At 61.8% G+C, this 17,134-nt stretch carries 17 protein-coding genes, 1 pseudogene and 1 riboswitch; of the genes and pseudogenes, 7 read left to right on the top strand and 11 right to left on the bottom strand.

The window, feature by feature from the left end:
- The first annotated feature begins 34 nt into the window (after nt 1-34).
- Both CE491_RS14935 and CE491_RS14930 read left to right on the top strand, forming a co-directional pair.
- Nucleotides 35-1,756 carry an amidase gene (locus CE491_RS14935; protein WP_110949097.1) on the top strand — a complete coding sequence of 574 codons (1,722 nt, stop codon included), beginning with the start codon at nt 35-37 and terminating at the stop codon, nt 1,754-1,756.
- Nucleotides 1,757-1,769: 13 nt separating this feature from the next.
- Nucleotides 1,770-2,519, top strand: a complete 750-nt coding sequence (locus tag CE491_RS14930; protein ID WP_110949096.1) for a creatininase family protein — start codon at nt 1,770-1,772, stop codon at nt 2,517-2,519.
- Between the two features lie 45 nt (nt 2,520-2,564).
- Here the strand turns inward: CE491_RS14930 and CE491_RS14925 are convergent, their stop codons facing one another.
- The 4 genes from CE491_RS14925 to CE491_RS14910 all read right to left on the bottom strand — a co-directional run bounded on the left by CE491_RS14925 (nt 2,565) and on the right by CE491_RS14910 (nt 6,991).
- Nucleotides 2,565-3,329 (bottom strand): IclR family transcriptional regulator, encoded by a 765-nt coding sequence (locus tag CE491_RS14925; RefSeq protein WP_110949095.1) that lies wholly within the window; start codon nt 3,327-3,329, stop codon nt 2,565-2,567.
- A gap of 116 nt (nt 3,330-3,445) precedes the next feature.
- Nucleotides 3,446-4,765 (bottom strand): MFS transporter, encoded by a 1,320-nt coding sequence (locus tag CE491_RS14920; RefSeq protein ID WP_234407604.1) that lies wholly within the window; start codon nt 4,763-4,765, stop codon nt 3,446-3,448.
- An 88-nt stretch (nt 4,766-4,853) separates the two neighbouring features.
- On the bottom strand, nt 4,854-6,053 hold the full coding sequence (locus tag CE491_RS14915) for a CaiB/BaiF CoA transferase family protein (RefSeq protein WP_110949094.1): 1,200 nt from the start codon (nt 6,051-6,053) through the stop codon (nt 4,854-4,856).
- A complete protein-coding gene (locus CE491_RS14910) occupies nt 6,050-6,991 on the bottom strand; it encodes a hydroxymethylglutaryl-CoA lyase (RefSeq protein WP_110949093.1) in 942 nt (313 codons plus the stop codon). Before CE491_RS14910 ends, CE491_RS14915 begins: the two co-directional genes overlap by 4 nt.
- A gap of 327 nt (nt 6,992-7,318) precedes the next feature.
- Here CE491_RS14910 and CE491_RS14905 point away from each other — a divergent pair, with 327 nt between their 5' ends.
- Nucleotides 7,319-8,245 carry an SMP-30/gluconolactonase/LRE family protein gene (locus CE491_RS14905; RefSeq protein ID WP_110949092.1) on the top strand — a complete coding sequence of 309 codons (927 nt, stop codon included), beginning with the start codon at nt 7,319-7,321 and terminating at the stop codon, nt 8,243-8,245.
- A gap of 102 nt (nt 8,246-8,347) precedes the next feature.
- Here the strand turns inward: CE491_RS14905 and CE491_RS14900 are convergent, their stop codons facing one another.
- Nucleotides 8,348-9,211 (bottom strand): aldo/keto reductase family oxidoreductase, encoded by an 864-nt coding sequence (locus CE491_RS14900; protein ID WP_110949091.1) that lies wholly within the window; start codon nt 9,209-9,211, stop codon nt 8,348-8,350.
- A 112-nt stretch (nt 9,212-9,323) separates the two neighbouring features.
- Here CE491_RS14900 and CE491_RS14895 point away from each other — a divergent pair, with 112 nt between their 5' ends.
- Nucleotides 9,324-10,220: a LysR family transcriptional regulator gene (locus tag CE491_RS14895; protein ID WP_110949090.1), complete on the top strand. Its 897-nt coding sequence runs from the start codon at nt 9,324-9,326 to the stop codon at nt 10,218-10,220.
- On the opposite strand, the gene CE491_RS14890 is transcribed toward CE491_RS14895, so the two are convergent.
- Nucleotides 10,154-10,507: a LysR substrate-binding domain-containing protein gene (locus CE491_RS14890; RefSeq protein ID WP_199885118.1), complete on the bottom strand. Its 354-nt coding sequence runs from the start codon at nt 10,505-10,507 to the stop codon at nt 10,154-10,156. The genes CE491_RS14895 and CE491_RS14890 overlap by 67 nt on opposite strands.
- A gap of 174 nt (nt 10,508-10,681) precedes the next feature.
- Between CE491_RS14890 and CE491_RS14885 the strand changes: the two genes are divergently transcribed.
- Nucleotides 10,682-11,452 (top strand): class I SAM-dependent methyltransferase, encoded by a 771-nt coding sequence (locus CE491_RS14885; protein ID WP_110949088.1) that lies wholly within the window; start codon nt 10,682-10,684, stop codon nt 11,450-11,452.
- 34 nt (nt 11,453-11,486) lie between these two features.
- The gene (locus CE491_RS14880) at nt 11,487-11,798 is read left to right on the top strand and encodes a cupin (RefSeq protein ID WP_110949087.1); all 312 of its coding nucleotides are present in this window, start codon (nt 11,487-11,489) and stop codon (nt 11,796-11,798) included.
- A 128-nt stretch (nt 11,799-11,926) separates the two neighbouring features.
- On the opposite strand, the gene CE491_RS14875 is transcribed toward CE491_RS14880, so the two are convergent.
- A complete protein-coding gene (locus tag CE491_RS14875; RefSeq protein WP_110949086.1) occupies nt 11,927-12,781 on the bottom strand; it encodes a LysR family transcriptional regulator in 855 nt (284 codons plus the stop codon).
- 74 nt (nt 12,782-12,855) lie between these two features.
- Between CE491_RS14875 and CE491_RS14870 the strand changes: the two are divergent.
- A pseudogene (locus tag CE491_RS14870) lies at nt 12,856-13,782 on the top strand (DMT family transporter); the annotation flags it as partial.
- Between the two features lie 111 nt (nt 13,783-13,893).
- Here the strand turns inward: CE491_RS14870 and CE491_RS14865 are convergent.
- From CE491_RS14865 to CE491_RS30980, 4 genes are all read right to left on the bottom strand, one after another.
- Nucleotides 13,894-14,727, bottom strand: coding sequence for a hypothetical protein (locus CE491_RS14865; RefSeq protein ID WP_110949206.1), 834 nt, complete (start codon nt 14,725-14,727; stop codon nt 13,894-13,896).
- Between the two features lie 79 nt (nt 14,728-14,806).
- On the bottom strand, nt 14,807-15,373 hold the full coding sequence (gene mntP, locus CE491_RS14860) for a manganese efflux pump MntP (protein WP_110949084.1): 567 nt from the start codon (nt 15,371-15,373) through the stop codon (nt 14,807-14,809).
- A gap of 3 nt (nt 15,374-15,376) precedes the next feature.
- Nucleotides 15,377-15,545, bottom strand: a riboswitch (yybP-ykoY riboswitch).
- A 91-nt stretch (nt 15,546-15,636) separates the two neighbouring features.
- The gene (locus CE491_RS14855; RefSeq protein WP_110949083.1) at nt 15,637-16,827 is read right to left on the bottom strand and encodes a GAF domain-containing sensor histidine kinase; all 1,191 of its coding nucleotides are present in this window, start codon (nt 16,825-16,827) and stop codon (nt 15,637-15,639) included.
- 110 nt (nt 16,828-16,937) lie between these two features.
- Entirely contained in the window at nt 16,938-17,063 is a 126-nt protein-coding gene (locus CE491_RS30980; protein ID WP_267894487.1) for a hypothetical protein, read from the bottom strand.
- Nucleotides 17,064-17,134: the final 71 nt, after the last annotated feature.

The following is a 17,134-nucleotide window of genomic DNA, read 5'->3' as shown; positions in this document are numbered from 1 at the left end:
GTTCCCTTCATTCCAGAGCACTGGCAGTGACCCTATGATCGAAGTCACTGAAGTCTCCATCGCCCAGTTGCGCGCCGCGCTGGAGTCAGGCCAGACCACTTCGGTGGAACTGGTGCAAGCCTATCTGGCCCGAATCGACGCCTACGACGGCCCTGAAACCGACACAGCGCTCAACGCGGTTGTCGTGCTCAACCCTGATGCGCTGAAAGAAGCCCAGGCTGCCGATGCACGCCGCGCGAACGGCCAGACCCTCGGCCCGCTCGACGGCATCCCTTACACCGCCAAGGACAGCTACCTGGTCAAGGGCCTGACCGCGGCGTCGGGCAGCCCGGCTTTCGCCGATCTGGTCGCCTATCGCGACGCGTTCACTATCGAGCGCCTGCGCGCGGCCGGCGCGATCTGCCTGGGCAAGACCAACATGCCGCCGATGGCCAACGGGGGCATGCAGCGCGGCGTCTACGGTCGCGCGCAAAGCCCGTATAACGCGCAATTCCTCACCGCGCCTTTTGCCTCCGGCTCTTCGAACGGCGCAGGCACGGCAACCGCTGCCAGCTTCGCCGCATTCGGCCTGGCCGAAGAGACCTGGTCCAGCGGCCGCGGGCCGGCGTCCAACAACGGGCTGTGTGCCTACACGCCGTCGCGCGGGGTGATCTCGGTGCGGGGCAACTGGCCGCTGACCCCGACCATGGACGTGGTCGTGCCATTCGCGCGAACCATGGCCGACCTGCTCGAAGTGCTCGACGTGGTGGTCGCCGAAGACCCTGACACCCGTGGCGATCTCTGGCGGCTGCAGCCCTGGGTGCCGATCCCGAGCGTCGCTTCCGTGCGCCCGGCCTCCTACGCTGACTTGGCGGTGAAAGCCGACGCGCTGGCAGGCAAACGTCTCGGCGTGCCACGCATGTACATCAATGCCGACCCTGAAGCAGGCACCAGCGACGCTCCCGGCATCGGCGGCCCGACAGGGCAACGCATCAACACCCGTCCATCGGTGATCGGCCTGTGGCAGCAAGCACGCAAGGCGCTGGAAGCGGCCGGCGCCGAGGTCATCGAAGTCGACTTCCCGCTGGTGTCCAACTGCGAAGGCGATCGCCCCGGCACACCGACCGTGTACAACCGCGGCATCGTTTCCAGAGAGTTCCTGCACCACGAGTTGTGGGACCTGACCGCCTGGGCGTTCGATGATTTCCTGCGCGCCAACGGCGACCCCAAGTTAAACCGACTGGTTGATGTAGACGGACCGAAAATCTTCCCTCACGACCCCGGCACCCTGCCCAATCGCGAAGGCGATCTGGCCGCGGGCATGGACGAATACGTGCGCATGGCCGAGCGCGGCATCAGGCCCTGGGACCAGATCGAGACCCTGGCCGATGGCCTGCGCGGCCTGGAGAAAACCCGGCGCATCGACCTGGAAGAATGGATGGATGGGTTGCGGCTGGATGCGGTCTTGTTCCCGACGGTGGCGGACGTTGCGCCTGCCAATTCGGATGTTGACCCTCAGTCGGCAGACATCGCCTGGAGCAACGGCGTGTGGGTCGCCAACGGCAACCTCGCCATTCGCCATCTGGGCGTGCCGACGGTCACCGTGCCGATGGGCGTGATGCCGGACATCGGCATGCCGGTGGGACTGACTTTCGCCGGTCGCGCCTATGACGACTCGACGCTGCTGCGCCTGGCGTCGGCGTTTGAATCGACGGGCAGCAAGCGCAAGGTGCCGCCGCGCACCCCGCCGTTGACCCCCCAAAACGAGCCCGCCTGAGAGAGGATTTCCCATGCTTTTACATTCGTCGACGTGGCTGGAGATCGAAGCGTTTCTGACCCGCAGCCGTACCATCGTCGTGCCCATCGGTTCCAACGAACAGCACGGTCCGACCGGCCTCTTGGGCACCGACTGGATGTGCCCGCAAATCATCGCGCATCAAGCACAGAAAAGCGCAGACATCCTGATCGCCCCGACCTTCAATATCGGCATGGCGCAGCACCACTTGGGCTTTCCCGGCACCATTTCCCTGCGCCCTTCAACCTTCATCGCCGCCATCGGCGACTGGGTACGCTCATTGGCCGGCCACGGCTTCGAAAAGATCCTGTTCCTCAACGGCCACGGCGGGAATATTGCCTCGATCGAAGCGGCCTTCTCGGAGTTGTACGCCGAAGCCAGCTTTGCCCGTCGTCCAGCGGGTTTTGCGCTGAAGCTGTGCAACTGGTGGGATCTGGAAGGCGTCGGCAGGCTGGCCCACGAGCAATTCCCGACCGGCCACGGCTCCCATGCCACGCCGTCAGAAATCGCCGTGACTCAGTGGGCGTATCCCGATGCGATCAAATCCGCGCCCTACTCGCCACAAATCGCCCCGACAGGTCCGATTCGGGAGGCCCGCGATTTTCGCGCACGTTTCCCCGACGGGCGCATGGGTTCGGACCCGGCCTTGGCCACTCCGGAAAAAGGCGGTGAACTGGTGATGCTGGCGGCCAAGGGCCTGGTGCGGGAAGTCGATGCGTTCAGCCGGGAATCCGTTCCCGGCTGACGACGTTTGCAGCCGCCGCAAAAGTGGCTCCAAGTGTGTCGAACGTCAGGGGTTCAGCCGCTTCAACGCCTCTCGCAACTCCCCATCGCTGCCGCCCAGCGCACTGGTGGCGATGGCTGCGTTGCGCAATAGAATCGAGGCAGCATGCTCGATGTGTTCCTTCACCAGTCGATCAGACGGCCCCGACAAGGTCAGTGCGCCCTTGAGTTCATGGCCCATGGAAAACACAGGCACCGACACAGCGGTGGTCTCAGGATCGCGCTCACCGAACGAACAAGCCCAGAAGCGCTCGCGAACCTCGGTCAACGAAGGATCGGCATTGCGCGAAAACGCACGAAGGACCTTGCCCGATGCGCCAGTCTGCAGGGTAAAGCGCGCGCCTTCCAGGACCGAAACACGAACCGCGCGCTTGGGTTCGACCCGAAACAGCACTACGCGGCTGCCGTTTTCCAGCACATAAAAGGAAGAGGTTTCGCCGCTTTCCTCGGTGATCGACTCCAGCAAGGGATGAATCACGTCGCGAAGGCGGAACGAGGTCTGGTACAGCTGTGACAGCCGCAAAGGCTCGGGCCCCACCGAGTAACGACCATCGCTGAGGCGACGAACGAAACCGGCCTTTTCCAAAGAGGCGATCAAGCGCAGGATCGTGCTTTTGTACAGCCCCGTACGCCGGGCGATTTCCGCCAGGGTCAGGGAGTCCTGATCGATATTGAAGGCCGACAGGATGGCGAATGCGCGGTCGACTGCCGCTACCCCACCCTCTGCATTAGCGGCCTGGTCGGGAAGGTTCTTTTCGGATTCGGTATTCATAGACACTCATTGTCGATTTATCGCTGGCGGGCGAAGGATGGCTTTAAGGCCACCCTGCCCGCCCGCAAGACAATATCAGAGGTGCTCGATCCCTATCGAAAAAAACTGCCTGGCCCTCACTCTTCGCGCAGGAAAAACCGCAGCGAAACCACCATCGCCGCGGCCACGAACATGATGCAGCCCATGGCCATGAGGCCGGCGGTGAAGGAGCCGGTGTAGTCCTTCAAAAAGCCCATCAGATACGGCCCGACGAACCCGCCGAAAGCCCCGATGGCGTTGATCAGGGCGATGCCGCCCGCCGCCGCTTGACCGCGCAGGAACTTGCCCGGAAGCGTGAAGAAGATGGTCTTGCCCGCGATGGTCCCCACCAACGCCAAGGTGATGCCCGCCAGTGCCGGGATCAGCGCATCCATCTTCAGGGCGAACAGCAACGCGAACCCGGCCAGCAACATCGCCAGCGTCAGGTTGAAAATGCCCTTGCCAGTGCGATCGACGTGTTTGGCCCAGATCAGCAGACCTACCGTGGAGAAGAAGTAAGGAATCGCGGCGACCCAACCAATCATGCTCACTTCCACGCCGTGGGCCTTGAGCATCTGCGGTAACCAGATGCCGATGCCGTAGGAGCCCAGGGTGAAGCTGAAAGTGATCGAACTGAGAATCCACACCCGCGGGTCTTTCAGCGCGGCCTTGAAGCCGTGGTTGTGCTGGCCCTTGCTCTGTTCTTCAGCCAGCAGGCCGGTCAGCACGTCACGCTCGGCGGCCGTCAGCCATTTAGCCTCGGCGGGGTGATTGGTCAGCACCTTGAGGGTGATGAACCCGAGAATGCAGGCCGGCACGCCTTCGATCAGGAACATCCATTGCCAGCCGGCCAGCCCCAACAGGCCATGCATCTGCAACAGCCAGATCGATAGCGGGCCGCCGACCAGAAAAGAAATCGGCGTGGCGACGGTAAACCAGGCCAGCACCCGCGTGCGGTACTGCGCCGGAAACCACAGGGTCAGGAAGAAGATCACCCCTGGGAAGAAGCCCGCCTCGGCGATGCCGAGCACCAGACGCACCGCATAAAAGCTGTACGGCCCGACGATCATCGCCGTCGCGGCGGCAGCCAGGCCCCAGGTGATCATGATCCGTGCCATCCACAGACGCGCGCCGAAGCGGTACATCGCCAGGTTGCTCGGCACTTCGCACAGGCAATAGCCGAAGAACATGATGCCTGCACCCAGGCCGAACTGCGTCGCGGTCAGGCCCAGTTGCTCGGTCATCTGCAACGCGGCATAGCCAACGCTGGTGCGGTCCAGATAGTTGAAAAAGTACGCCAGGGCCAGCAAGGGAATCAGGCGCCAGGCAGCTTTGTGCAAGACGCGGGTCTGCTCGGCATTCAGTGGTTGCACGCTGCTGTTGGTGCTGCTGTGCGGGGGTGTCGTGACAATAGCCATGACCGGTTTCCTCAACATTGTTTTTATAAGGCTGGCGGCCGGAATGTCCGCCAGCGACTTTACTCGGGAGTCCGTTCCAGGGGGCGTTTCAGCGGACGATGCCACGCCCGCGCAGCGCCTCGATATCACCCGCTGCGTAACCCATCTGCTCAAGCAGCTCGGCAGAGTGACTGCCCAGCTGCGGTACGTTGAGCCGGGTATCGAAACGGCGCCCATTCATCTCGAACGGCAGCATCGGCACCTTCACCTGTTCGCCGCTTTCCAGCGCAAGATGCGCCAGCCCGCCGGACTCGTTCAGGTGGCGGTCTTCGAACAGATCCTGCGGTCGCTGGATCGGCGAAAACGGCAGCCCGGCCTGTTCGCACAGGGTCATGACTTCCTGCTTGGTCATCTGCGCCATACGCTCCTTGACCGTGGGCAGAATCTTCGCCCGCGCCTGGACACGCTGGGTGTTTTTCGCAAGCTCCGGGTCGCACCCCAAGGCATCGAATCCAAAACTGCGACAGAAATTGAGCCACTGGCTGTCGCTGACCACGCCCACGAACACTTGCTCGTCATCACGGGTGTCGAACACGTCATAGATGGCCCACGCAGAGAGCCGGCTGGGCATCGGCGCGGCAGGCTTGCCGGTGGTCGCCATTTGCATCATGTGCTGGCCGACCAGAAACGCCGAGTTCTCGAACAGCCCGGTCTGCACGAACTGCCCTTCCCCGGTATGCTTGCGTTGCCACAGCGCGGCCAGGATCGAGATGGCGCTGAACATGCCGCCCATCACATCGTTGACCGAAGCTCCAGCGCGCAACGGTCGGCCTTCGGGGCCGGTCATGTAGGCCAGACCGGTCATCATCTGTACCACTTCATCCAGCGCGGTGCGGTGTTCGTAAGGACCGGGGAGAAAACCTTTCATGGAGCTGTAGATGATGTCGGGTTTGATCGCCTTCACGTCCTCGTAGCCCAGGCCGAGCTTTTCCATGGCGCCGGGGCGGAAGTTCTCGGTGACCACGTCGGCGCTTTCAATCAGCTTACGCACCGCTGCCATGCCTTCCTCGGTCTTGATGTCGACCGCGAAGCTTTTCTTGTTGCGGTTGTAGGTCATCCAATAGCCAGCCCCGGAACCGGTCAGGCGCCGGGTGTTGTCGCCTTCGGGGGTCGGCTCGACTTTGATCACTTCAGCGCCCAGGTCCGCGAGCACCAGACCGCAGGTCGGGCCCATGACCATGTGCACGAACTCGATCACGCGCACGCCAGTCAGCGGCAAGGCCTGAAGTTTGTCGTTGAGCAGGCTCATCGGGCGCCTCCGGCATAGTGGAAATTCTTGCCCACGCCCGCGTCGGGGATGAAGCCATATAAAGGCTCGCCCGGCAGCCCCTGCATCAGCCATTGGCGCGCGGCGACCAGTTTGTCGATATCGACGCCGGTGCGCAGGCCCATGGATTCGAGCAAGTAGACCAAATCTTCGGTGACGATATTGCCCGAAGCGCCGGGCGCGTAAGGGCAGCCGCCAATGCCGCCTTGAGAGGCATCGATGGTGGTGACACCGACGTCCAGTGCTGCCACCACGTTCGCCAGCCCCTGGCCGCGGGTGTTGTGAAAATGCGCGCTGCCCGCCTTGCCACCGATTTCGTTGCGCAAGCGGGTAAACAGACGACGGACCTGAGCGGGATTGGCATAGCCGACGGTATCGGCCAGCCCGACTTCATCGACGCCCAGTTCCGCCATGGTCAAGGCCATGCGGATCACGTCGTCCTCCGGCACTTCGCCCTGAATCGTGCAGCCAAACACCGTGGACAGCCCGGCCTCGACTTCCACATGGGCAAAACGCTCATTGCGCAGGGCGATGACCGAACGCACTTCGTCGTACACCTGTTGATGGGTCTTGCGAATGTTGGCCAGCGAGTGCGGCTCGCTGACGGAAATCGGCAGGGTGATCTTCTGCACCCCAGCGTTGAATGCCGCTTCGGCGCCCTTGAGATTCGGCACCAGCGCGGTGACGAACACCTGCGGGCGTTGGCGCAGATGGGTGACCAGCTCGGCCGCATCCGCCATCTGCGGCAATAGCTTGGGCGACACGAAAGAGCCGACCTCGATCTCCCTCAGCCCGGCATCGGCCAGAGCGGTCAGCCACTTGAGCTTCAGGGCTGTCGGCATGGTAGCGCCGACGCTTTGCAGCCCATCACGGGGCCCGACCTCACTGATAAGGATGTCGATGTTGTTTTTATGGTTCATCACCGGGTCTCCGGGAATTAGATTGCGGCTGTTCCATCTAGCAGAACGATGTTCTGAAATAATCATGAGCGTACACAGTCGGTATGTCAATGCGTGGAATGGCACCCGCGGCACGGGCCGGCTTCGGAACCGAAGGCATCGACTTTGGTAGGCTTCTGGTGAGTAGTCTGCTGCTAACAACGGGTTGACAGTCGAAAAGATAAAGTCGACATTTGTTCTATTAGAAAACACACCGTTCTGTCTGACAGAACAATAACAACATAGCGAAACGGCTTCGGCACATTCAAGATCGGTGCTTTCCCTGTTCGTCCCGTAGGAGTTGATCCTGTGAGTTTGTATGCCCCGCCTCGCGACCTGCCGACCCGCGTGTTCACCACATTGCCGGAGCCATTCTGGAGAGACGGAAACTCCGATTGGGTACGCGCCAACAAGCCCGGACAACGGGTCAAGAGCTTTCTCGAAGGGCCCTCCTTCGATCTGGTTGGCAATCTCTACGTCACCGACATTCCCTACGGCCGGGTCCTGCGCATCGATCCACAAGGTAACTGGACACTGATCGCCGAATACGATGGCTGGCCCAACGGCCTGAAAATTCATCGTGACGGCCGGATCTTCATTGCCGATTACAAGCAGGGAATCCTCACCCTGGACCCTGAAACCGGCGCAGTGACGCCCTTCCTCACCCACAGCCGCAGCGAGGGCTTCAAAGGGGTCAATGACCTGTTCTTCGATGCCGGGGGTAAGCTGTATTTCACCGATCAGGGGCAAACCGGCCAGCAAGACCCGACCGGCCGCGTGTACGCCTACGATCTGGAAAAAGAGAGTCTGACGCGCCTGATCGATAACGGCCCGAGCCCCAACGGGCTGGTGATGGACCTGGCGCAGAACGCGCTGTTCGTGGCGATGACCCGTGGCAACGCGGTCTGGCGCCTGCCGATTCAGCGTGACGGCGGCACCAGCAAAGTGGGGATTTTCACGGCCATGGCCGGAGGTGTCAGCGGTGCCGACGGCATGGCGTTGGACGCCCAAGGCAACCTGTATGTCTGCGACGCTGGCAATGGCTGCGTGTGGGTGTTCGATCCCCATGCCGTGCCGCTGTACCGGATTCGCAGCTGCACTGAAGGTCGCACCCTGACCAATCTGGCGTTCGGTGGCGAGGGCAACCGGCAGTTGTTCATCACCGACTCATCCACCGGCTCGATTCTGGTGGCCGATCTGGAACACGCCGGCCAACCGATGTTCTCCCACCGCTAACCCGTTACGCGCGAGACCCTGTGCGCCCTGCGCACGGGGTTTCGTTCGGGCCGAAGAAAGCGAGCATGCCTGGCACCCAAAACGTCGCTGTCCTGCCGATGCTCAGGCGACTGCATCCAGCTCGGCCAACAGTTCCGGCGCGATCTTCAGCTCACTGGCTGTCAGGTTCTCCCGCAGGTGCGCTACGGAAGACGTACCCGGAATCAGCAGGATATTCGGCGAGCGCTGCAGCAGCCAGGCCAATGCTACATTCAGCTGCGACGCCTGCAGGCGCTGGGTGACACTGGCCAGCACATCCGACTGCAAAGGCGTAAAACCGCCCAGTGGAAAGAACGGCACGTAGGCGATGCCCTGCTCGCTCAGTTGCGCGATCAGTTGTTCGTCGTCGCGATGGGACAGGTTGTAATGGTTCTGCACGCAGACCACCTGGGCAATGGCTTGCGCTTCCTTGACCTGTACCGCGCTGACGTTGGAGAGGCCCAGATGCCGAATCAGCCCTTGCTGTTGCAGCTCGGCCAGCGCCGTGAATTGCTCGGCGATGGAGGCTTCGTCCGGCGCATGCATATTGCCCCATGCGCGAAAATTGACCACGTCCAGCACCTCCAGGCCCAGATTGCGCAAGTTGTCGTGCACCGCCTGAACCAGTTCGGCCGGACTTTGTGCCGGGTTCCACGACGCGTCGTCACCACGTTTGGCGCCGACTTTGGTGACGATCGTCAGATCATCGGCATAAGGATGCAGCGCCTCACGGATCAACTGGTTGGTGACGTGAGGGCCGTAGAAGTCGGACGTGTCGATGTGATTTACGCCCAGCGCCAACGCTTCACGCAACACGGCAAGCGCTGCTTTCGGGTCTTTGGGCGGCCCGAACACCCCTGGCCCCGCCAATTGCATCGCGCCGTAACCCATGCGGTTCACGGTCCGGTCGCCGATCTGGAAAGTACCTGCTTTGCTGGCGTCGCTCATGTCATTTGCCTCTATCAAGGTGAGTCCAACCACTATAGGCGTTGACCCACCGATCGATAATCGGGTGCAATCGGCACGGGCTGTACGGCTTATCGGACAATGGTGGCGGGTAATGGCAGCGGATATTCAGGATTTGATGGCTTTCGTGGCCGTAGTCAAGGCCGGTGGCTTTCGCGAAGGTGCGAGGGCGAGCGGCAAATCGACGTCGAGCCTGAGTGACGCCGTGCGGCGTATCGAGTCGGGCCTTGGCGTGCGGCTGCTCAACCGCACCACCCGCAGCGTGGTGCCCACTGAAGCAGGCACGCGGCTGATGGAGCGCATCGTGCCTGCGCTCGGCGAAGTGGAGTCGGCGCTGGACGTGGTCAACGATTTTCGCGATCGCCCCTCCGGCACACTCAAACTCAACGTCCCCGCCAGTGCCGCGCGGCTGGTGTTGCCAGCAATCGTCACCCCGTTCCTGCAGGCACATCCCGATATCCGCCTGGAAGTCATCGTCGAAGAGAGCTTCGTCGACATGCTGGCGGCGGGCTGCGACGCCGGGATTCGCTACGACGAACGCCTGGAACAAGACATGATCGCCGTACCCATCGGCCCGCGCTTCCAACGCTTCGCCACTGCCGCCGCGCCCGCCTACCTCAACGCCAGAGGCCGCCCGCAACACCCACGGGACCTGCTCGACCACGACTGTCTGCGGGGCAAATTCCCCAGCGGCTCGATGCCGTTGTGGGAGTACGAAAAGGACGGCGAAATCGTCCGCGTCGACCCGACCGGCCCGTTGGTCGTCAATATCGCCGGCGCCGTCGACCTCGCCGTGCAAACCGCCGTCGACGGCCTGGGCGTGGTTTTTCTGTTCGAAGACTGGCTGGGCCCGCACCTGGAAAGCGGCGCGCTGGAGCCGGTGCTGGAAGACTGGTGGCAGACATTCAGCGGCCCGTTTCTTTATTACCCCGGCCGCCGATACGTGCCGTCGCCGTTAAGGGCGTTTGTGGATTTCATCAAGGAGGGCTGAAACGGGCCAGGTGGTCGACGGTTGTTGCCTACACGCGAATGAGAGCCTTCCGGCAGGAGCGGCTCTCTGAGCCCCGGCTGGCATTCAATGCTGGCTTGCTGCACGCCGATATTGTTCAGGCCCAAATCGGCTTCGTTGCACACCACGCTGGACAGCACTTCGCTTGCGCCCTCGTCCGTCACGCCGATGACGATGCGCAGATAGCATTCGTGAAATTCGCGCAAGACCTGCGGCAGAAAAGAGCGCACGACAGAAGGCACGCCGGCCACTGTGACTTCGCCGCCCATGCGTCCGGCTACTTCGCCCAGGACGTGAGCACCCGCGCTGCAGTGCAATTCCATTGAGCGACAGTGGATTGACGAGCGATCGGAATTAATCGAGAACCCGAGAATCGGCTGATGCGCGCTTGCCATTTGCCACATAATGCGCCGGCCACTTTTCCACGAAGAGGATTGCCGACCATGCCAGTCGTTCACAAAGCAGCTCAGGTGGGGTTTTCAACGCAAGCGGGCACATACACCCAGGGAAGGCCGGATTATCCGGATGAACTGAGTACCTGGCTCAGGTATACGCTGGGCATCGACGCGCAGTCGGCGGTGGTGGATCTGGGCGCCGGAACTGGCAAATTCACCCGACTGCTCAAACCGCTGACCGATCACCTGACTGCCGTCGAACCGCTGCAGCCCATGCGCCAGGAGTTCGCCAAGAGTCTTCCCGATACAACCATTGTCCACGGCACTGCCGAATCCCTGCCCCTGGCCGATGCCAGCGCCGACGCAGTGGTCTGTGCTCAAGCCTTCCACTGGTTTGCCAATGAAGCTGCACTGGCCGAAATTCATCGTGTGCTCAAGCCCGGGGGTCGGTTGGGTCTGATCTGGAACGTGCGCGACGAATCGGTGGACTGGGTCGCCGACATCACCCGGATCATCACCCCGTACGAAGGTGACACGCCGCGCTTTCACACCGGCAACTGGCGTCTGCCATTCAACGGACCGTATTTCGCGCAGCCTGAACCGACCTGCTTCAACTACAGCCATTGCGGCACTGCCGAGACCGTGATCATGAACCGGTTCCTGTCGGTGAGCTTCATCGCGGCGCTGCCGGAGGCCGGCAAGGCTGTCGTCACCGGGCAACTGCGCGAACTGATTCAGACCCACCCCGCCCTGCGCGGCCGCCAGACCATAGAGTTTCCGTACCAGACCCAGGCCTACCTGTGCCGTCGCCTGGATTGACTGACTGATCGATTCATTGACTGAAGGAAACCGCGTGAAGATCATCCGCAGTAAATCGTTTACCGGCGAGCGTCCCTGGGCCGCGTTGGACATCGCCAACATGAACGGTATCACCACACGCCTGCACTGGACCGACCAGCCGTACAATTGGCATGTGAACGACGGCCAGGAAGTTTTCGCGGTGTTGGATGGTCGTGTGGAAATGCACTACAAGGCAGATGGCCTCGAGCAGTCGACGATCCTGGAAACCGGCGACGTGTTTTACGCTTCGGTCGGCACCGCCCATGTCGCTCACCCCCTCGGTGTGGCGCGGATTCTGGTGGTGGAGAGCGAGGGAAGCGTCTGACGGCGTCGAAAACCACGACAAACACTGGTCGAGTTTTAGCAGCACGGCTCGCCGACGGCAGCGATCCCCCGCGGGCACCGCTGGCAAGCCGCAGCTACAGATATGTTCCACGCGCTTTCAATGTACGGCTAGATCCGGAAATACTGCTGCATTGCCCGAGAAAGCAGATCGACAGCCTCGTCCCCCTGCGAAGATTGACTGCGCAGGAACACCACCTCGTGCTCGGCAATGACCGGCAGGCCGTCAAGGATCTGCATCTGTTCGGTGACCTTGGCGCGGTCGATCAGGCTGATTGCCAGTCCTGCTTCCACGCATGCCTTGACCGCTTGATTGGAGGGGCTTTCGAGCACGATGCGGGAGCGGCGGCCAGCGTCCTTGAGCGATTCGTTCATTGCCTGGCGATAAGGGCACTGGGCAGCGTGAACCGCCAACGGCAGCGGATCGAGCGACGCCAGGCTGACATTGATCGGCCCTACCCACACAGGGGTCGTGGCGACCAGCACCTGTGTTTCTGCCCCTGAATACCCTTTGCTTTGAGCAATGACGGCGGTCTGCAGTTTGCCGCGCTGTACTTGGTCTCTCAGCGCATAACTGGGCGCGGTCCTGAGTTCCAGCACGACATTCGGCCAGGCTGCCGTGAACGTCGGCAGAATCTCCTTGATGACGTGAAGCGCGTACTCGTCGGGTACACCGAGGGTTATTCGCCCCGCCAGGTCAGTGCCGTGCAAGTCAGCCAACGCCTGGTCATGGGCGCGCAGCAGCTCGGCGGTCGACACCAGAAGGCGCTTGCCCAGCGCAGTCAGGGAGACCGATTGGTTATCGCGGTTCAGCAGCCGACCGCCCGCCACCGTCTCGAGACGCTGGATATGCACGCTTACCGCCGCCGGGCTTTTATGCAACTGTTCGGCGGCAGCACTGAACTTGCCGATACGCGCAACGGCATGAAAGGTGCGAACCAGATCGATGTCGAGGATTGCTGTCATGCTTTAACCTTTGTGAATAACTGCTGCATATTATTTTGATTTATTAGACTACGCCGATTCCGTAGCCTGTGGAAATGAACCAGCCTACTTCGATCTCAAAAAACACACCGACACGCTCCCATTGGCGTCAGACACTTGCGCTGCCGTTGCTCGAGGCCGCGCTGCTACTGACCTGGAGCTCGGGCTTCATTGGCGCACGTCTCTCCATCGACTACGCCCCGGCACTGCTGGTGGTGTTCTGGCGCTGCATCGTTGTCAGCCTCGTCCTGCTTCCGTTCGTCACCAGGCAACTGCGTCAGACACCCTTTGGCGTCTTGCTGAAAAATGCCGGGATTGGCCTGCTGGCCATGGGCGGCTACCTGGCGGGGGTCACCCAGGGTATCGCGCTGGGCGTCCCGGCAGGGCTGGCGGCGCTGTTCGCGGACTTGCTGCCGCTGGGCATGGCAGTGCTGGCAGCGGTGGTGCTCGGCGAGCGGCTGGTTCGACAGGTCTGGGCGGGGTTGGTCATCGGCCTGATAGGTGTGGTGTGGGTGACTCACGGCGCTCTGGTCTGGGGCAACGCGCCGTTGTGGGCGTACGGACTTCCGCTGGCAGGCATGCTGTCGCTCGCGGTGGCGACCCTTTGGCAAAAACGCGCGGGCACGTCAGAGCCCATGGGCCTGCTGTCCAGCCTGTGGCTTCAATGCTTCGTTTCCAGCTTTGCCTTTGCCGCCATCGAAGGCACGCGCGGCAGTCTGCTGCCCATCCCCAACATGGGCTTTGCGCTTAGTGTGCTGTGGACCGTAGGTCTGTCGACCATCGGCGGCTACGGTCTGTACTGGATCTGCCTGCGTCGTGCCAGCGCCACACGGGTCGCCAGCGTTCTGTACCTCAGCCCGCCCCTGACCATGCTGTGGGCCTGGGCCATGTTCGATGAGCCGCTGTCCTGGCAAATGGCGTCCGGGATGGCCATTTCCGCCATCGGAATCTGGCTGGTGGTGCGTGCGCAAGCGCGGCAGGCGAAGCGCGTTCCAGAAGGCTCAATGCCACTTCAGCCTGGCCCTGGTCGTTCGGACAGCAGCAACATCGCCTCACCGGAGGCGATAGTCGAACAACGCTGACTGCCTGCCACCTCAGTGAGCGCCCTGCCCTGGCACCAGCTCCAGAATACGATCGCGTCCGCCTTCGGCCAGCAGGTAAGTCCCGCGGGCAGTGGGTACGATGGATTGGGGAGCCTTGAGAAACGAGAGAATGGTCTGACGCTTGCCCTGAGGATCGATCAACAGCAGCCGTGCGCGGTGAGTGGCGTCTTCGCTGATCCACAGGCCGCGCCGGTCGCACATCAGGAACGTCGGCTGGTTGAGGTCGCTCAGCACCACCGGATCACTGCCGTCCTCGGTCAGTTGATGCACCACGCCCTTCTCCTTTTCGGTGTAGAGCATGCGGCCATCGGTGCAGCGGGTGATGGACTCGGTTTCGGAAAGCCCCTCGCGCAGCACCGTCAGCGTGCCATCGCCCCAGTGGTATCGCAGCAGTCGGCCATCGCCCTTACGATCCTCGATGGCGTACAGGTCATCACCCTCGTTCCATAGCCCCTGCACATCCGCGCCCTTGAATAGCGCGGTTACCTCTCCGTTCTTGAAGAAGTTGACCATCGCGCCCTCGACTTCCTGACTGAACACCCAGCCACCGCGCGCCGAGATCATGCCATCAGGCTTGGACAGCCCCTCTACGAGCGTCACCCGCTTACCGTTCGGCATGATGCGCACGATGCTGCCCATGCCGTCCCGCAGCTCCTGACTGACCACAAGTGAGCCATCGCTGGCGGACAATACCCCCGCAGCCTTGGGCACGTCCTTGTGCAGGACCTGATACCGCCAGCCGTCGGTGGCCTGCACCGGGTAAAAGCTTTGCCAGGCAAAAAAGCCCGCCGCCGCGAGAACCAGCAGGCCCAGCACGACCAGCATCAGCGTGAACAGTCGCTTGGGCGGGCGGGTGGGGTTCACAGGTATGAGGGTGGGAATTTCGAGTGATTTATTCATTGAATCAGACTGCCGACAGATGCTCATAAAGGATGGTTGCGCCGACCATTATCAACACAATGCCGCCAACAATCTCGGCGCGTTTGCCGACCACCGTGCCCAATACCCGTCCGAGCATCACGCCAAGGGTGACCATAACCGTGGTGGCAATGCCGATCGCCGCAGCGGCAACGAGGATGTTCACGTCGACGAAGGCCAGCCCGACACCCACCGCCAGCGCATCGATGCTGGTGGCGAACGCGGTGACGGCGAGAATCAGAAACGAGTGCTGGTCAGGCTTCTCTTCTGCTTCGTCGTCGTGCTTGACGCCGTTGTAGATCATGTGCAGCCCGAGCACCAGCAACAGCACGAACGCTATCCAGTGGTCCCAGCTTTCGACGAATCGGGTCGCAACCTGACCGATGGCCCAGCCGACGATGGGGGTAATGGCTTCGATAGCGCCGAAAATCAAACCGGTGCGCAACGCCTCGGTCAGACGCGGCTTGCGCAGGCTCGACCCCTTGCCGATGGCCGCTGCGAAAGCGTCGGTGGACATAGCCAGGGCGAGGAAGATAAGGGAAATAGGGTTCACGGTGACGTCCAGTCGGGCTATGAGTCAACGACGCAACCACACGCCCGACTTTGGGTATGGATGCACCGTCGGTCTCGCCAACCCGAAAGTGTTCGCACCACGGCATGCAGCCGAGAATGTTGACGCGAACGCTCTGAACCAAGGCTCCAGAGCAGGCTACTCCCCAACAAGGGTGGCCACTATAGGCACATTCATGTGAAAAAAATATAAACGGCAGACGTTTAATGCATCCGCGGAACGAACCCGCACCCCGTCGGCGCGTATTACTCCAGTCTTGCCGGAAAACGCGCAACGAAGCAGGTGCCTTGTTCGGTCGATGAACTGACAGAAAGCGTGCCGCGATGGCCATTCATGATCTGCGCGGCGATATACAATCCCAGGCCAAGCCCCTCTTCTCTGGCTCCCCCTTCGGAACGCTTGAATGGCTGAAACAACAACGGCATCAATGCCTCGGGAATACAGGCACCCTGGTTGGTGACCGAAAGCACGAACTCGCTGTCATCCATATACGCCGTGACCTCGACCGGGCATTCCCGAGATCCGTGCTTCACCGCATTGCCCAATAAATTCGAGAGCAACTGGCCCACCCGCGCCGGATCGCAATAAATGCCCGATGGAATGGCCATGTTCTGATGGATCTGCACCTCTGGCTCAGAGGCACAGATCTCCGCCACCACCGAGATGAAGACGCCTTGCAGGTCATCGACCACCGTGCGCCGCACCGGAATCCCGCCGCCCAGCTTGCCACGAGCGAAATCCAGCACGTCTTCGATCAGCGCTCCCATGCGCTGCGAACTCTTGCGAATGGCGCTGGCCAGACCGCGCTCGCGCTTGTCGTGGAGCCGGGTTTCGAGCAGATCGGCGCTCATGCGAATCGCGCTGAGCGGTGTGCGCAGGTCATGGCCCAGCACCGCGATGAATTGCTCACGCAGACGCCCCGCTTCAGTGGCGTCGGCCAATGCTTTTTCGGATTTCTCCAGGTCCTGGCGCAGGTCCAGATGCATGGCAATCAACTGGGCGAACAGGGTCAGCGTCTTGAGCACGGCATTTTCATCGAGGTGCGCGGGCACGGTGTCGATGGCGCAAAGAGTCCCGAAAAACTCGCCATTGGCCTTGACGATGGGAATCGAGGCGTAGCTTTCCAGTTGGTAGGTGCGGGGGGTGTGATGCAGCGAATAAAACGGGTGCTCGCTGGCATGGGTGAACAGCACGGGCTGGTGGCTCTGCCGGATTTCGTGGCAGATAGTCGACTCCAGCACCAGTTCGCCGCCGGGCTCGAGGCCGAAATTGATCGAGTCATCGACTGCGCACGCGACCCAGCGCTGGTCCGTGACCCGAGCGATAGCAGCGAAGCGCATGCCAGTCACGTGTTTGACCATGCTCAGGATGATCGGAACGGCGTCGATCTTCGCAACCGAGGCGATGTCTTGGGCAAACGGGGAGGTTTCGGGCATAACGGTCGCCGCATGGAAGATGAGTGAGCAACGTGTTCGTCACCGCCGGCAGGATTCGCCGCGCACTGATCTTAACCCAACTTGCTGCTTGAGCCATTGCCCAATCCGGGTCAATCGCCACCTTCCATGAGCAATTCGTACGGCCCAGCACCAGAGTGGCTGGCCATGTAGACCGCAAGCCAGATCCCCCCTGCCAACCCGGCGGCCATGAAGGCGCTGCCATCGTTTACCGGCACGATGTAGCGGCCTTGTCCCTGGACGGTTTCCTCGGGTCAATGCATGACTATCGGAAAAAGCCTGCCGGTGC

The organism is Pseudomonas bohemica (assembly GCF_002934685.1).
Lineage (GTDB): Bacteria > Pseudomonadota > Gammaproteobacteria > Pseudomonadales > Pseudomonadaceae > Aquipseudomonas > Aquipseudomonas bohemica.
This window is presented reverse-complemented; position numbering and strand designations above follow the sequence as displayed.

Excerpts from the sequence above, each read along its gene's own strand:
- CE491_RS14915 (WP_110949094.1), bottom strand. The coding sequence starts at position 6,053 with ATGAGCCTGCTCAACGACAAACTTCAGGCCTTGCCGCTGACTGGCGTG.
- CE491_RS14895 (WP_110949090.1), top strand. The coding sequence starts at position 9,324 with ATGGCAGCGGATATTCAGGATTTGATGGCTTTCGTGGCCGTAGTCAAG.
- CE491_RS14865 (WP_110949206.1), bottom strand. The coding sequence starts at position 14,727 with ATGCTGGTCGTGCTGGGCCTGCTGGTTCTCGCGGCGGCGGGCTTTTTT.
- CE491_RS14935 (WP_110949097.1), top strand. The coding sequence starts at position 35 with ATGATCGAAGTCACTGAAGTCTCCATCGCCCAGTTGCGCGCCGCGCTG.
- CE491_RS14925 (WP_110949095.1), bottom strand. The coding sequence starts at position 3,329 with ATGAATACCGAATCCGAAAAGAACCTTCCCGACCAGGCCGCTAATGCA.
- CE491_RS14875 (WP_110949086.1), bottom strand. The coding sequence starts at position 12,781 with ATGACAGCAATCCTCGACATCGATCTGGTTCGCACCTTTCATGCCGTT.
- CE491_RS14900 (WP_110949091.1), bottom strand. The coding sequence starts at position 9,211 with ATGAGCGACGCCAGCAAAGCAGGTACTTTCCAGATCGGCGACCGGACC.
- CE491_RS14855 (WP_110949083.1), bottom strand. The coding sequence starts at position 16,827 with ATGCCCGAAACCTCCCCGTTTGCCCAAGACATCGCCTCGGTTGCGAAG.
- CE491_RS14885 (WP_110949088.1), top strand. The coding sequence starts at position 10,682 with ATGCCAGTCGTTCACAAAGCAGCTCAGGTGGGGTTTTCAACGCAAGCG.
- CE491_RS14910 (WP_110949093.1), bottom strand. The coding sequence starts at position 6,991 with ATGAACCATAAAAACAACATCGACATCCTTATCAGTGAGGTCGGGCCC.
- CE491_RS14920 (WP_234407604.1), bottom strand. The coding sequence starts at position 4,765 with ATGGCTATTGTCACGACACCCCCGCACAGCAGCACCAACAGCAGCGTG.
- CE491_RS14890 (WP_199885118.1), bottom strand. The coding sequence starts at position 10,507 with ATGGGCGGCGAAGTCACAGTGGCCGGCGTGCCTTCTGTCGTGCGCTCT.
- CE491_RS14930 (WP_110949096.1), top strand. The coding sequence starts at position 1,770 with ATGCTTTTACATTCGTCGACGTGGCTGGAGATCGAAGCGTTTCTGACC.